Annotated in this window: 12 protein-coding genes; 8 read left to right on the top strand and 4 right to left on the bottom strand. The window is 65.2% G+C overall.

Going from position 1 to position 13,965, the window contains the following annotated elements:
• The first annotated feature begins 3 nt into the window (after window positions 1–3).
• The 4 genes from HWX53_RS18715 (at window position 4) to HWX53_RS18700 (ending at window position 4,824) form a co-directional block, all read left to right on the top strand.
• Window positions 4–810 (top strand): enoyl-CoA hydratase/isomerase family protein, encoded by an 807-nt coding sequence (locus HWX53_RS18715; RefSeq protein WP_175943563.1) that lies wholly within the window; start codon window positions 4–6, stop codon window positions 808–810.
• A 24-nt stretch (window positions 811–834) separates the two neighbouring features.
• A complete protein-coding gene (locus HWX53_RS18710) occupies window positions 835–2,574 on the top strand; it encodes a GMC family oxidoreductase N-terminal domain-containing protein (protein ID WP_175943561.1) in 1,740 nt (579 codons plus the stop codon).
• Window positions 2,575–2,669: 95 nt separating this feature from the next.
• On the top strand, window positions 2,670–4,046 hold the full coding sequence (locus HWX53_RS18705; RefSeq protein WP_175943559.1) for an MFS transporter: 1,377 nt from the start codon (window positions 2,670–2,672) through the stop codon (window positions 4,044–4,046).
• A gap of 79 nt (window positions 4,047–4,125) precedes the next feature.
• The gene (locus HWX53_RS18700) at window positions 4,126–4,824 is read left to right on the top strand and encodes a sterol desaturase family protein (protein ID WP_175943557.1); all 699 of its coding nucleotides are present in this window, start codon (window positions 4,126–4,128) and stop codon (window positions 4,822–4,824) included.
• Window positions 4,825–4,830: 6 nt separating this feature from the next.
• On the opposite strand, the gene HWX53_RS18695 is transcribed toward HWX53_RS18700, so the two are convergent.
• Window positions 4,831–5,748: a LysR family transcriptional regulator gene (locus tag HWX53_RS18695; protein ID WP_175943555.1), complete on the bottom strand. Its 918-nt coding sequence runs from the start codon at window positions 5,746–5,748 to the stop codon at window positions 4,831–4,833.
• Between the two features lie 152 nt (window positions 5,749–5,900).
• On the opposite strand from HWX53_RS18695, the gene HWX53_RS18690 reads away from it, so the two are divergent.
• Together HWX53_RS18690 and HWX53_RS18685 are read left to right on the top strand one after the other, a co-directional pair.
• Window positions 5,901–7,079, top strand: coding sequence for a GGDEF domain-containing protein (locus HWX53_RS18690; protein WP_175943553.1), 1,179 nt, complete (start codon window positions 5,901–5,903; stop codon window positions 7,077–7,079).
• 78 nt (window positions 7,080–7,157) lie between these two features.
• Entirely contained in the window at window positions 7,158–7,487 is a 330-nt protein-coding gene (locus HWX53_RS18685; protein ID WP_175943551.1) for a GlpM family protein, read from the top strand.
• A 52-nt stretch (window positions 7,488–7,539) separates the two neighbouring features.
• On the opposite strand, the gene HWX53_RS18680 is transcribed toward HWX53_RS18685, so the two are convergent.
• The 3 genes from HWX53_RS18680 to HWX53_RS18670 all read right to left on the bottom strand — a co-directional run bounded on the left by HWX53_RS18680 (window position 7,540) and on the right by HWX53_RS18670 (window position 11,660).
• Window positions 7,540–9,114, bottom strand: a complete 1,575-nt coding sequence (locus tag HWX53_RS18680) for a catalase (protein ID WP_175943549.1) — start codon at window positions 9,112–9,114, stop codon at window positions 7,540–7,542.
• 208 nt (window positions 9,115–9,322) lie between these two features.
• On the bottom strand, window positions 9,323–10,396 hold the full coding sequence (locus HWX53_RS18675; RefSeq protein ID WP_241270078.1) for a glycoside hydrolase family protein: 1,074 nt from the start codon (window positions 10,394–10,396) through the stop codon (window positions 9,323–9,325).
• A gap of 352 nt (window positions 10,397–10,748) precedes the next feature.
• Window positions 10,749–11,660: a LysR family transcriptional regulator gene (locus HWX53_RS18670; RefSeq protein ID WP_175943547.1), complete on the bottom strand. Its 912-nt coding sequence runs from the start codon at window positions 11,658–11,660 to the stop codon at window positions 10,749–10,751.
• 127 nt (window positions 11,661–11,787) lie between these two features.
• Here HWX53_RS18670 and HWX53_RS18665 point away from each other — a divergent pair, with 127 nt between their 5' ends.
• Both HWX53_RS18665 and HWX53_RS18660 read left to right on the top strand, forming a co-directional pair.
• Entirely contained in the window at window positions 11,788–12,792 is a 1,005-nt protein-coding gene (locus tag HWX53_RS18665) for an aldo/keto reductase (RefSeq protein WP_175943545.1), read from the top strand.
• Between the two features lie 103 nt (window positions 12,793–12,895).
• Window positions 12,896–13,909: an NAD(P)-dependent alcohol dehydrogenase gene (locus HWX53_RS18660; protein ID WP_175943543.1), complete on the top strand. Its 1,014-nt coding sequence runs from the start codon at window positions 12,896–12,898 to the stop codon at window positions 13,907–13,909.
• Window positions 13,910–13,965 lie beyond the last annotated feature (56 nt).

Genomic DNA, 13,965 nt, shown 5'->3' with positions numbered 1-13,965 from the left:
CGAATGACTGATCTGAATCATCGCGGCCAGACGCTGCTGCAAGAGCTCGACGGCTTCTCGGTCGAGATCGACGCCGAACGCGAACGTGCCGACATCATCCTGCACCGTCCGCCGTTCAACGTCATTTCGATGCACGCCCGCGACCAGTTGCGCGCCGCATTCGAAGCACTCGACGACGACGAGCGCGTTCGCGTGATCGTCGTGCGCGCGAACGGTGAGCACTTTTCGAGCGGCGGCGACATCAAGGGCTTTCTCGAAGCATCGCCGGAACACGTATCGAAGCTCGCATGGAACATCGCGGCGCCCGCGCGCTGCTCGAAGCCGGTGATCGCGGCCAATCGCGGCTTCTGCTTCGGCGTGGGCTTCGAGTTGTCGCTCGCGTGCGATTTTCGCATCGTCACCGACACGACCTTCTACGCGCTGCCCGAACAGAAGCTCGGCCAGATTCCCGGCTCGGGCGGCTCGGCGCGCTTGCAGGCGATGGTTGGCATCGGCCGAACGAAGGACATCGTGATGCGCTCGCGCCGCATTCCCGGCAAGCAGGCGTACGAGTGGGGCATCGCGGTGGACTGCGTGCCCAACGCCGAGCTCGAAGCCGCGACGGACGCGCTCGTCGACGAACTGCGCGCGTTCTCGCCGCTCGCCCAGCGCACCGCGAAGAAGCTCCTGAACGATTCGGAAGACGCGCCGCTTTCCATCGCGATCGAACTGGAAGGGCATTGCTATAGCCGCCTGCGCTCGTCGGACGACTTCCGCGAAGGCGTCGAAGCGTTCCACGGCAAGCGCAAGCCGGTGTTCCGCGGCTCCTGACCCACGCAGAGAGAGGAAGACGACATGAGACGCTTCGATTACGTGATCGTGGGCGGCGGTTCGGCGGGATGCGTGCTCGCGCATCGGCTGTCGGCGTTGCCGTCGCTGCGCGTCGCGCTGATCGAGGCGGGCGCGGACACGCCGCCGGGCGCGGTGCCCGAGGCCATCCTCGACAGCTATCCGATGCCGGTGTTCTGCGGCGACACATACATCTGGCCGGACCTGAAGGCGAAAGCCACGAAGCAGGCCGCGCCGCGCGTGTACGAGCAGGGCCGCGTGATGGGCGGCGGGTCGAGCATCAACGTGCAGTCGGCCAATCGCGGCTTGCCGCGCGATTACGACGACTGGGCCGCGACAGGCGCCGACGGCTGGGCGTGGCGCGACGTGCTGCCGTACTTCCGCAAGCTGGAACGCGACCTCGACTTTCCCGGCGGCGAGTTGCACGGCGGCGACGGCCCGGTGCCGATCCGACGCATCATGCCGAAAGACTGGCCGGCGTTCTGTCATGCGTTCGGCAAGGGCCTGCGCGCACAGGGCGTCGCCGAATTGCAGGACCAGAACGGCGAGTTCGGCGACGGCTTCTTTCCCGGCGCGTTCTCGAACGAGGACGACAAGCGCGTCTCGACGGCCATCGCCTACCTGGACGACGCCACGCGCAAGCGCCCGAATCTCCGGATCTACTCGAAGCTGCGCGTCGAGCGCATTCTGATGGACGGCGCGACGGCGCGCGGCGTGATCGCGGTGGACGAAGACGGCGAGCGCATGCGTTTCGATGCGGGCGAAGTGATTCTGAGCGCGGGCGCGCTGCAATCGCCGGCGCTGTTGATGCGCGCCGGCATCGGCGATGCGCGGGAGCTCGCGGCGCTCGGCATTACGTGCGCGGTGAACCTGCCGGGCGTCGGACGCAATCTACAGGATCATCCGTCGCTCACGTTCTGTCATTTTCTCGAGCCGCGCTTTCGCATGCCGCTCGCGCGACGCCGCGCCAGCATGATGGCCGCGCGTCTCAGTTCGGGCGTCGCGGGCTGCGACGAGTCGGACCTGTATCTGTCGAGCGCGACGCGCGCCGCATGGCATGCGCTCGGCAACCGGCTCGGGCTGTTCTTTCTGTGGTGCAACCGGCCGTATTCGCGTGGCCGCGTGCAGCTCGTTTCCGCCGATGCCGCCGCCGCGCCGCGCGTCGATCTCAATTTGCTCGACGATGAACGCGATCTAGAGCGGCTCGCCGTGGGCGTGCGGATGCTGGCGCGCATCGTGGAAGGGTCGGGTCTGAGCCGCGATGCACGCGATTTCTTCCCGGCGGCGTTTTCGCCGCGCGTGAAGGCGTTGAGCCGAGTCGGCGAGGGCAACGCGCTTCTTACGTCCGCGCTCGGGCTTCTGCTGGACACGCCCGCGCCCGTGCGCCGGATGTTGATCGAACGCTTCTTCACGCGCGGCCTGAAGATGAACGCGCTCTTGGCCGACGACCGCGCGCTAGCGGACTTCATTCGCGCGAACGTGTTCGGCGTGTGGCACGCGAGCGGCACCTGCCGCATGGGCGGCGCAAACGACCGCGATGCCGTCACGGACGGGCAAGGGCGCGTGCATGGCGCGCGAGGCTTGCGCGTAGTGGATGCGTCGCTGATGCCGAGGCTGCCATCGGCCAATACGAACATACCGACCATCATGATCGCCGAGAAGATCGCCGACGCGATGGTCGCGGCGCGGCGCGAACGCGCGGCACTCGACGTCTCGGGTTCGCCGCCGCTCGCCGCCGCCCACTAACGATTTTTTAACCTCGACAAGAGCACGCAATAAGAAACGTGCCTGCGAAACCGGGGCGATCGAAAGACCGCCCAGTGACAAACCAGGAGATACACATGTCCGTAGCTGCACAAGACGGGGCCGCCGCGCTTCCGGTGAATCAGCGGCAGATCATGGGCGCGGTGGTGGCCTCGTGCATGGGCTGGGCGCTCGATCTGTTCGACCTCTTCGTGTTGTTGTACGTCGCGCCGGTGGTCGGGCGTCTCTTCTTCCCCTCCGAACACGCGATGTTATCGCTTGCGGCGGTGTATGCGTCGTTCGCGGTGACGCTGCTCATGCGTCCGCTCGGCTCCGCGCTGTTCGGCTCGTACGCGGACCGCCACGGCCGCAAGGGCGCGATGATCTTCGCGGTGGTCGGCGTCGGCATCTCGACGGCGGCGTTCGGCGTGCTGCCGACCGTCGCGCAGGCCGGCCTTATCGCGCCGATCCTGTTCCTGCTGCTGCGTCTCGTGCAGGGCGTGTTCGTCGGCGGCGTCGTGGCATCGACGCACACCATCGGCACCGAATCGGTCGCGCCGAAGTATCGCGGCGCGGTGTCCGGGCTGATCGGCGGCGGCGGCGCGGGGCTCGGCGCGTTGCTCGCCTCGCTCACGTATCTGGCGATGTCGTCCATCTTTCCGGGCGAACTCTTCGATGTGTGGGGCTGGCGCTGCATGTTCTTCACCGGCATCGTGAGTTCGTTGCTGGGCCTCTTCGTGTTCAACAGCCTCGAAGAATCGCCGCTCTGGAAGAAGCTCGCGGCGGAGAAAGCGGCCAAGGCGGCGGCGCAAGTCAAGACGGGACCCGTCGAAGTCGTGCGCTCGCCCATTCGCACGCTCTTTTCGCGCGAGTATCGCGGGGTGTTGTTCGTGAACCTGCTGCTCACGATCGGCGGCGGCAGCGGCTATTACCTCACTTCGGGCTATCTGCCGACGTTCCTCAAGGTCGTGAGCCATGCGCCGAACGGCGCGGCCGCCGCGATCCTGATGATCTGCAGCGTAGCGGTAGTGATCGCATCGATCGCGGCGGGGCATCTCTCCACGTTCATCGGTCGCAAGAGCGCGTTCGTGTGGATCGGCCTCATCCGGCTGGTCGCGCTGCCGGGGCTTTTCCTGTTGCTGCCGACGGCGCAGAGCATCACGATGATCGGCGTCTACGCGGTGCTGCTCTCCGCACTCGGCAGCGCGGGCTATGCGCCGATTCTGATCTTCCTGAATGAACGCTTCCCGACCGCGATCCGCGCGACCGGCACCGGTCTCTCATGGAACATCGGCTTTGCCATCGGCGGAATGATGCCGACCTTCGTTTCGCTCGTCGCGAAGGACGCGAGCCAATTGCCGTCGACGCTCGCGATTTTCGTCGGCGCCATCAGCATCATCTTCCTCGTCGGCGCGTTCGTCGTGCCGGAAACGCTCGGCAAGCTGGACAACAGCGCGGCGCGCAATCCGTCCTGAATCCGTCCTGAAGCATGTCCTTGCGGGCGCGCGACGCACGCGCCCGCATCCTCTGATAGAAACACTGGAGACGCTCATCATGAAATATGACGAGGACGTTCGCGCGCGCTCGTACAAGTTTCGCGACGAATACGTGGATGCGACGCCGAAGTGGTATCGCGGAGAGATGCATCTGGGCTTCACGCTCGTCTTTACGACGGCGGTGATCGTGTATTGCGCCATGCAGCTTCACGCGCCGACGCTTGCGGAATGGCTCGCGGTCGTGCCGCTCTTTCTCTTCGGCAACTGGGCGGAATGGGCCGCGCACCGTTATGTGCTGCATCGGCCGACGAAGTACTTCAGCATGGTCTACAAGCGCCACTGCGCGGTGCATCATCGCTTCTTCACGCATGTGACGCTGGAGTACAAAGGCCACAAGCACTGGCGCGCGCTGCTGTTTCCGCCGTTCGCGCCGGTCGCGTTCGTGCTCGCGGCCGCGCCGCTCGCGTTGCTGATCGGCTTCGTGTTCACGCGCAACGCGGGCTATATCGCGCTTCTGACGATGGCGGCGTACTACCTGATGTACGAAGGCTTGCACACGCTCTCGCACGTCACGGATAGTCCGTTTCTCGACCGCGTGCCGTTCGTCAACACGGTGCGCCGGCTGCACGTGACGCATCACGATCCCGAGCAGATGGCGACGCAGAACTTCAATCTCACCTTCCCGATCTGCGACACGCTGTTCGGCACGCGCAGCGATGCGCCGCGCACGGTGCCAACGACCGCGCGCCGCGGCTAATTCGCATCATGCAGAAGGAGCCGGCGCGCCCGTGGTCACGCGCCGGATCTCCTCGGTGATGATGGCGATGAGCGCCTGCGCCGCCGGCCCGATGGGCCGCTTCGGATGCGTGACCTGAATGATTTGACGCACGATGGGCGGCTTGTCGATGGTGCGCACGCAGAGCCGCCCTTCGTCCACTTTCGACTGCACGACGACGCGCGGCAGGATCGTCGCGACGCCGCTCTGCTCGACGAACTGCACGATCGTGCTGAGAAGGTCGATTTCGAACTTCGGCTTGATGACGATGTCAGCCGCCATCAGCGCGGCGTCGAGCGCGCCGCGCAGGCCGTTGCGACGCGTGGGCAGCACGAGTTCGATGTCGGACTGCGCGACGAGGTCGATCGTCTCCGGCAGATCCGGCCCGTGCGCCGCGCTCGTCACGAGCACCATTTCTTCGACGAGCAGCGGCTCGACATCCAACGCGAGACGGCCGCGCGGCTTGTTGATGATCGCGGCATCGAGCCGGCCGGATTCCACCGCGTCGATGAGTTGCGCGCTGAAGCCGTCCGCCACCGATACCTCCACTTGCGGAAAGAGGGCGTCGAAGCGCGCGAGCGATTCGGGCAAGACGCTCTGCGCTTCCGACGACACCATCCCGAGCGACACGCGCCCCGTCACGATGACATCGCGCCGGCTCAGTTGCTCGCGCGCGTGGCCGATGTCGCGCATGATCGGCGTGTAGAGCCGGTACATGAGGCGCGCGGCTTCGGTCGGCGCCATGCCGTGCGGCCCGCGTTCGAAGAGCGTCTGCCGCAGCTCGGCTTCGAGCTTCGCGATCTGCATGCTCAGCGCGGGCTGTGCGATATTGAGGCGCTTGGCCGCCCGCGTGACGGTGCCTTCTTCGAATAGCGCGATGAAGTACTGGATCTGCTTCAGTTCCATGTGACAGGCGTGCGCAGCCGTGCGGCGAAACGGACATGGTACCGCCGGGCGGCGCTTCGCGGTTCAACGCGCCCTTCAGCATTCGATGCGTCGAGCCGTTAACTCCCTCGTATGGAATCGTCATTTCCAGCAGATATCAGGCAAGCGAGCGCATGCGTGTCGACCTCATCACCTTCTATGTCCTAGTCGTCGGAACGCTTCTCGTCAGTTGCGGGATGACGTTTTGGGAACATCGCACGAACCCCGGACGCAGCAGGGAACTCAAGATCCTCGCGGCGGGCTACGGCACGCTCGCCATCGGCTGCGCGGCGGCGTCGTTCCGGCACGCGGTGCCGGGCGTGCTCGGCTCGGCGTTGAGCAACCTCGTCATCGAGGCGGGCTATCTGTTGATCCTGCGCGGCGTCGCGGCGTTGAACGGGCGGCGTTATCGCGCATTCTCCATCGGCCTGCTCGCCGTGCAGGCGCTCGCGTGGGCGATCGGCGGCGTGCGCTGGCAGGAGACCGTGTGGAGCTTTGCGAGCGCCCTGCCCATCGCCGCCGCGGCCGCGATGACCTCGCGCGAACTGCTCCGCAGCGACCGCATGCACTGGGGACAGGCGCGGCGCATCGCCGTGATCGTGTGCGGCGTGCATGCGCTCCTCTACGCCGCGCGCGCGTGCGTTCTCCCGTGGATGGCGGCGCTCGGCACGCCGCTTTTGATGCTGATCGCCAAGATCACGATGTACGAGGGCATTCTCTATTCCGTCCTCTTGCCGATGACGCTGCTGCGGCTCGTCCGCGACGAAGCTCACGCGCAGCTTTTGCGGCAATCGCAGACCGACTATCTGACCGGACTCGGCAATCGCCGCTCGTTCTTCGAAGACGGCGCGCGCGCGGCCGCCGGGCGCGACGTGTCGGTGCTCGCCATCGACCTCGACCACTTCAAGACCATCAATGACCGATACGGCCATCAGGCCGGCGACGAAGTGCTGAAGACGTTCGCGCTCGTCGCGCGAAGCGTGCTGGGACCGGAAGCGGTTCTCGCGCGCATCGGCGGCGAAGAGTTCGCTGCGGTGCTGGCCGGGCCTCACGGGGATCGCGCGAAAGAGCTCGCGGAGGACGTCGTCAGACGCTTCGCCGCGACGACCTCTCGCGGCGCGAACGGCGCGGAATTGCGGGCGACGGTGAGCATCGGCCTCGCGCGGTCCGGCACGCCCGAGAGCGCGCTCGCCGATGTGCTCGGCGCGGCGGACCGGGCCTTGTATGCGGCGAAGGCGGGCGGCGGGAATCGGGTGGAAGTGGGGCGGCTCGCGCAGTGGGGCGAGGCGCGGTGTGATGAGGGGGTGGTTTGAGCGGAAGGTGGTCGAGCGCCCACGCCCGTCCCACTCTCCCTATAATCCCCGCTTCGCACCTGCATCAACGGAAATTCGATGGACGTATTGTGGAAGGGTCTGCTCGGCGGTCTCGTCACCGCGCTGATCGCGATGGCATCCAAACGGGGCAACGTGCTGCCTGGCATTCTGCCGCTTGCGCCCACCTTCGCGATCATCGCGCTGCTCGCGGTAGGCGCGAAGGGAGATGCGGGCGGGTTCAGAACCGCATGCCTCTCGGGCGCGCAAACGATTCCCGCCTACCTCGTGTTCCTCGGAACGTGTTACGTGCTCGTGCATTTTGTGGACTACCGGCTCGCGATACTCGGCGGACTCGCCGCATGGCTGATCGCGGCGCTGACCATCTTTCTCGCGCCGCGATTCTTCTAGCCATGCGCACGGTTCGAAGCGCTTGCAGTATGCGCCCCGAACCGTCCCTCGATCAACGCGCCGCTTCTTCTTCCGGCTCGTTAGTCGTGTAAGCCGGCGTTTCACGGCCTCCGCCGGGAAGCGGCTTGCCTTCCAACGGCGGCAGCTTCTTGGCTTCTTCGAGGTCGATGCCCGCGCCCTGCGCGACGCGCGTTCCGTAGTCCGGATCGCAGTGCCAGAAGTGCCACACCATGCGCAGCGCGATCGGCTTCGGGCACGCCTTCATGTCTTCGACGAGGTTCGCGATCAGGTCATCGCGCTCCCAATCCTCGAACGTGCGATACCGCTCGCCGGCCTGCTTGTAGTCGTCCTGCGTGCGCGACGTCTGATAGCGTCCGAGATGCCCTTCGACCCACTGGTGGTAGTCGTGCTCCTTCTTCGGCGCTTCTTTCAGGCCACCCATCATGCTCGGCTCATAGTTGACGTGCGGATTCTCGCCCGCCTGATCGACGTAGTACGCCATCTGCCCGTCGCGCTGATTCGTGCGCGCGCCGTTCTTCGGCGCATTGACCGGCAGTTGCAGATAGTTCGGGCCGACGCGATACCGCTGCGTATCCGAATACGAGAGCGTGCGTCCTTGCAGCATCTTGTCGTCGGAGAAGTCGATGCCGTCCACCAGCACGCCGGTGCCGAACGCGGACTGCTCCGTTTCGGCGAACACGTTCTTCGGATTCTGGTCGAGCACGAGACGTCCCACCGGCAGCAGCGGAAACTTGTCTTCGGGCCAGCGTTTCGTGTCGTCGAGCGGATCGAAGTCGAGTTCGGGATGCGCGTCGTCCGACATGATCTGCACGCACATTTCCCACTCGGGATACTCGCCGCGTTCGATCGCATCGTACAGGTCGCGCGTGGCATGGCCCACGTCCTTCGCCTGAATCTCGGACGCCTGCTGCGAGGTCAGATTCTTCAAGCCCGCTTTCGGCTCGAACGAGAACTTGACGAGCACGGCTTGGCCCTGATCGTTCACGAGCTTGTACGTGTTGACGCTCGAACCCTGCATGTGGCGGTAGTCGGCGGGAATGCCCCACGGACTCTTGACCCACGTCACCATGTGCAGCGATTCCGGATGATGCGCGATGAAATCGTAGAAGCGCCACGGTTCCTGCCGGTTCGAGACAGGATCGGGTTTGAACGCGTGGATCATGTCGGGGAACTTGATCGCATCGCGGATGAAGAAAATCTTGAGGTTATTACCGACGAGGTCCCAGTTGCCGTCTTCCGTATAGAACTTGATGGCGAAGCCGCGCGGATCGCGTGCCGTCTCGGGCGACTCCTTGCCGCCGATCACCGTGGAAAAGCGCAGGAAAACGGGCGTTTTGACGCCGGTTTGCGTCAGGACCTTGGCGCGCGTGTACTTGGAAGCGGGTTCGTTGCCGATCTTGCCGTACGGCTCGAAATAGCCGTGAGCCGCGGTGCCGCGCGCATGCACGACGCGCTCGGGAATGCGTTCGCGATCGAAGTGAGTAATCTTTTCGATGAACGGATAATTTTCCAGCGTCGCCGGGCCGCGTTCGCCGACGGTGCGCATGCTCTGATTGTCGGGAACAGGATGTCCCTGTCGCGTGGTGAGAAATGCCTTGTCGCTCATAGCGCGCTCCTTGCTCTGTGCCAGAGTCACAGGTGAGTGGTCGAGCCGGCGGCATCGTTCTTGTCCGCCGGTTCGTCTCGTCGTAGCAACGCGCATACCGGTGGCCGGTGCGGTTTCAGGACGACGCGCGTCTATGTTAAGCGAGTTCGCGTCCAGCATTCGTCGAGCTGTGCGGGCAGACCGCCATGTCGATCTGCCCGAGTGCCGCTTACTTCGGGTTTGCCGCCACGAAGTTCTTGAACGCACTGTAGGCCGCCTTGGTGGTCTTGCCGTCGTTCTTCAAGACACCGTAGTTGCCTTCGCCGCCCACGGGATCGTCATACAGCTGATACGCCTGAATCGACTGGATGTTGTACTTCGAGGCGATCGAGACGAACTGCGCCATCATCTTGTTGCCCACGAGGTACGCCGCGATCTGGTCGTCCGTGCCCAGCCACGGCCGCACGCCGAATTCGTTGATCCAGATCGGCTTGCCGAACTGTTGCAGCGTCGCGAGGATGTCGTGACAGCCGGTGCCGCCGCAAGCATGCGTGATGTCGCCCTGATCCGAATACCAGTGCCATGCGGTGATGTCCCACGTCACCTTCGGATAGCCCGACGTGCCGTCCGGCTGCGTGCCGTTCCACAGCATCTGGTCGAAGCCGTAGTGCATCCACGCGCCGCCGCCGATGATGATCTTGCCGTTCGTATCCACCGACTTGATGCCCGCGATCATGCCGCGCACGATACCGCGCGCAATCTGGAACTTGGCGTTGACGAACTGCTGCGGATATACGCCGTCCACATTGCCGGTCAGAAGGCTGCTGTCGAGCTCGTTGCTGACTTCGTAGTACGGGTACTTGTACGCCGTTGCCGTTTGCTTGCCGAGCGTGAAGCCGGCGTTGTAGGCATCGGTTTCGTTCGTGAAGCTGCTCACGCCGATGAGCAACACCGGATAAACCGTGACGCCTGCCGCTGCTGCCGTCTTCGCGATGCCGGCGAGCTTGGTCGCCGAGCCGAGGTTGTACACCTCGTTGCGGTAGAGCGTGGCGCCGAGGTCTTTTACCTGCTGAAGCTGAAGCGTGGGCGTCGAGATGTCGTACGCGCCGCCTTCGTTATTGTGCCCGTTGATGCCGTAGAAAATGCTGCCCGGCACGGTCGAGGCCTTCGCGGTAGCGGCTGCATCGAAGGCGGAGTCGGCGGCGCTGCCACCGCCGCAAGCGGCAAGCAGCAATCCCGTGGTGATGGCGGCGGCGAGGGCGGCCTTGCGCGCGAAGAGGCGTCGTGTGGTGGTCTGGGTCATGATTTCTTGTTGGTTAGTATGGTAAGTACTACTGATAGACAAGCGTGCATCGTTAAGGAGAGGCGTGCTGTCCGGAGCGCCAGTCGAGGGCGGGTCGGCAACGGGCCTGTGTCCCGCGTATCCCTGCGGGCGGGTAAAGCTGATGATCTGATTCGACGCGGCACGCGCGCTTTCATGCGCTTCCTTACGGAAGCGCATCGCTTGCAAACGTTTGCAGCAGAATCGGTTTAGGAAGAACTTACCGTGTTTGTAACCACTTGTTGCTCTTCTTGCTTGTTTAACGACCCTCGCCAGACCGACTTTAGTATTTGTCTAAAGAATCTACCGCGCGTTTTTCGGCTCGCGGTATTACTTACTTGTCGGCTAGCGCGGCGTTCTCGGCCCGAAGGAAATCGACGAACGCGCGCAGCGGCCCCGGCATGTGTGCGCGGCTCGGGTAGTAAAGCGACGGCCCCGGAAAGCTCTGCCACCACGGCTTGAGCACGGGCACCAGCGTGCCGCGCTCGATCTCCGCGCGGACGAATTCTTCGAAGGTATACGTCAAGCCGAGTCCGGCGAGCGCGGCGCTGCGGCTCAGTTCGATCGACGTCGTGGCAAGCGGCCCGCGCGGCGTGATGCGCACCGTCTTGCCGCCACGCTTGAATTCCCACGACGCGAGCACGCCGCTTTCGAAGCGATGCCCGATGCACGCATGGTTCACGAGCTCGCGCGGATGCTTCGGCTCGCCATGCGCTGCGAGATACGCAGGCGCGGCGGCCGCGACGAAGCGTTGCGTGCGCGGACCGATCGGCACCGCGATCATGTCGCGCTCGATGCTCTCGTCGTAGCGGATGCCCGCGTCGAAGCCCGCGGCGAGCACGTCGATGAAGTTGTCGGTCGCGCTGACTTCGAGCGAGATGCCCGGATGCGCGGCAAGAAAGCGCGGAATGATGGACGGAAGTATTTCCCGCGAGGCGATGGTCGGCACATTGAGACGCAGCGTGCCCGTGGGACTGTCGCGAAAGACGTTGACGGCGTCGAGCGCGCCGGCGATCTCCGCGAACGCGGGCGTGAGCCGCTCGATCAGACGCTGCCCTGCTTCCGTCGGCGTCACGCTGCGCGTGGTGCGATTAAGGAGCCGTACGCCGAGCCGCGCTTCGAGACGGCGAATGGCGTCGCTCAGAGACGAAGCGGACACGCCGCGCAATAGCGCCGCCTGACGGAAGCCGCGCGAGCGCGCCACGGCGAGATACGCATGCAAGTCCGACAGATCCGGTTCGCTCATTGTTCGCCTCGGCGCACAGCCCATTCGCATTGAGGCGGATTATCGCACGCGGGGTTTGCTCGGATAATGCATCGCAAGCCCGGGTTCGCGGGCTCCATCGTCTGACTATCTCGTTGGGAGAATCAACATGAAAGTGCGTCAACTTGGCAATACGGGACCGCAGTCATCCGCCATCGGACTCGGCTGCATGGGCATGTCCGGCATGTACGGCCCGTCCGACCGCGCGGAAAGCATCGCGACGATTCACGCCGCGCTCGAAGCAGGCGTCACGCTGCTCGATACCGGCGATTTCTACGGCATGGGCCACAACGAATTGCTGATCGCCGAGGCGCTGAAGAGCGCGCCGCCGTCGCGCCGCGATTCGGCGATCATCAGCGTAAAGTTCGGCGGCATGCGTGACCCGGCGGGCAACTGGACCGACTACGACGCGCGGCCCAATGCGGTGAAGAACTTTCTCGCCTACACGTTGCAGCGCCTGCAAGTCGACCATATCGACATTTACCGCCCCGCGCGGCTCGATCCCAAGGTGCCGATCGAAGACACCGTAGGCGCGATCGCGGACATGATCCAGGCGGGCTATGTGCGCCACGTCGGACTGTCCGAAGTGGGCGCGGCGACCATCCGCAAAGCTGCGGCCGTGCATCCGGTTTGCGATCTGCAAATCGAATACTCGCTGATTTCGCGCGGCATCGAAGACGCGATCCTGCCGGCGTGCCGGGAACTCGGCATCGGCATCACGGCGTACGGCGTGCTGTCGCGCGGCCTTATCAGCGGCCACTGGACGAAGGCATCGGCGCAAGCGGGCGACTGGCGCGCGCACAGCCCGCGGTTTCAGGAGGGCAACGTCGAGCGCAACCTCGCGCTCGTCGATGCGCTCGCGCAGATTGCGCAGCAGAAGGGCGTGAGCGTGGCGCAGATCGCGATTGCGTGGGTGCTTGCGCAGGGCGAGGACATCGTGCCGGTCATCGGCGCGCGCACGCGGGAGCGGCTCGTCGAATCGCTGGGCGCGCTCGATGTTTCGCTGAACGCGGACGATATCGCCGCCATCGAGGCCGCGGTGCCGAAGGGCGCCGCCGCCGGAGACCGCTATGCGGCCGTGCAGATGGCGCATCTCGATAGCGAGAGAGGCTGACCGCGCGCGCAAGAACGAGCGGGTCCACGAGTTGCGGCGTGAGTCGCGCGCGCTTCTTGGCGCGCGACCGATTCACTGCCGCAGCGCGGCCAAGGAGATTCTGATGAAGGCATTCGTCGTCCGCGCGCCGGGCGGACTGGACAAGCTCGAGATTCGCGATATCGCCGATCCGGGCCAGCCGGGGCCGGGACAGATTCGCGTTGCGATACACGCGACATCGCTCAACTTCCACGACCTGCTCGTGGTGAGCGGCAAGAGCCCGACCGCCGATGGCCGCATGCCGATGGCGGACGGCGCGGGCGTCGTCGAGGCGCTCGGCGAGGGCGTGACCGAGTTCGCTGTCGGCGACCCTGTGGTGTCGTGCTTCTTCCCGCAATGGATCGACGGCGCCGCGCAAGCCGAGGTGGGCAACTTCGCGGGCACACCGGGCGACGGCATCGACGGCATGGCGGCGATGCATGTGGTGCGCGCGGCGACCGCTTTCACTCACGCGCCGCGCGGCTGGCGTCACGCCGAAGCCGCGACCATCACGACAGCGGGCCTCACCGCGTGGCGCGCGCTCGTCGCGGACGGCGCGCTGAAGGCGGGCGATACCGTGCTCGCGCTCGGCACCGGCGGCGTGTCGATCGCGGCGTTGCAGATTGGCAAGATGATGGGCGCGCGAGTCATCGTCACGTCGTCGTCCGACGAGAAGCTGGAGCGCGTGAAGGTGCTCGGCGCGGACGAGGTCGTCAACTACCGCGAGCACGAGAAATGGGCGGCGCAAGTGCTCGAGCTGACTGGCGGACGAGGCGTCGATCATGTGATCGAAGTAGGCGGGCCGGGAACGCTCGCCCAGTCCATCGAGGCGGTGCGCGTGGGCGGGCATATCTCATTGATCGGCGTCCTGACGGGGCGCGAAGGCACCGTGCCGACGTCGCTCTTGATGGCGCGGCAGGCGCGCTTGCAGGGGCTAATCGTCGGCAGCCGGCGGCAACAGCAGGAGTATGTGCGCGCGCTCGAACAGAGCGGGGTACGGCCCGTCATCGACAAGACTTTCGACTTCGATGCGCTCGCGGATGCGTTCCGCTATCAGCAAAGCGCGGCGCATCTGGGGAAGATTTGCGTCGAGTGGTAAGAGCCTCAATGCCGCCCGTGGCATGCGCATTGCACGGATGCTGGTCGAATAATCGA

Source organism: Caballeronia sp. BCC1704 (genome assembly GCF_902833455.1).
In the GTDB taxonomy this organism is placed as follows: Bacteria; Pseudomonadota; Gammaproteobacteria; order Burkholderiales; family Burkholderiaceae; genus Caballeronia.
The sequence above is the reverse complement of the archived record's forward strand: the minus strand, read 5'-3'. Positions and strand labels throughout refer to the sequence as shown.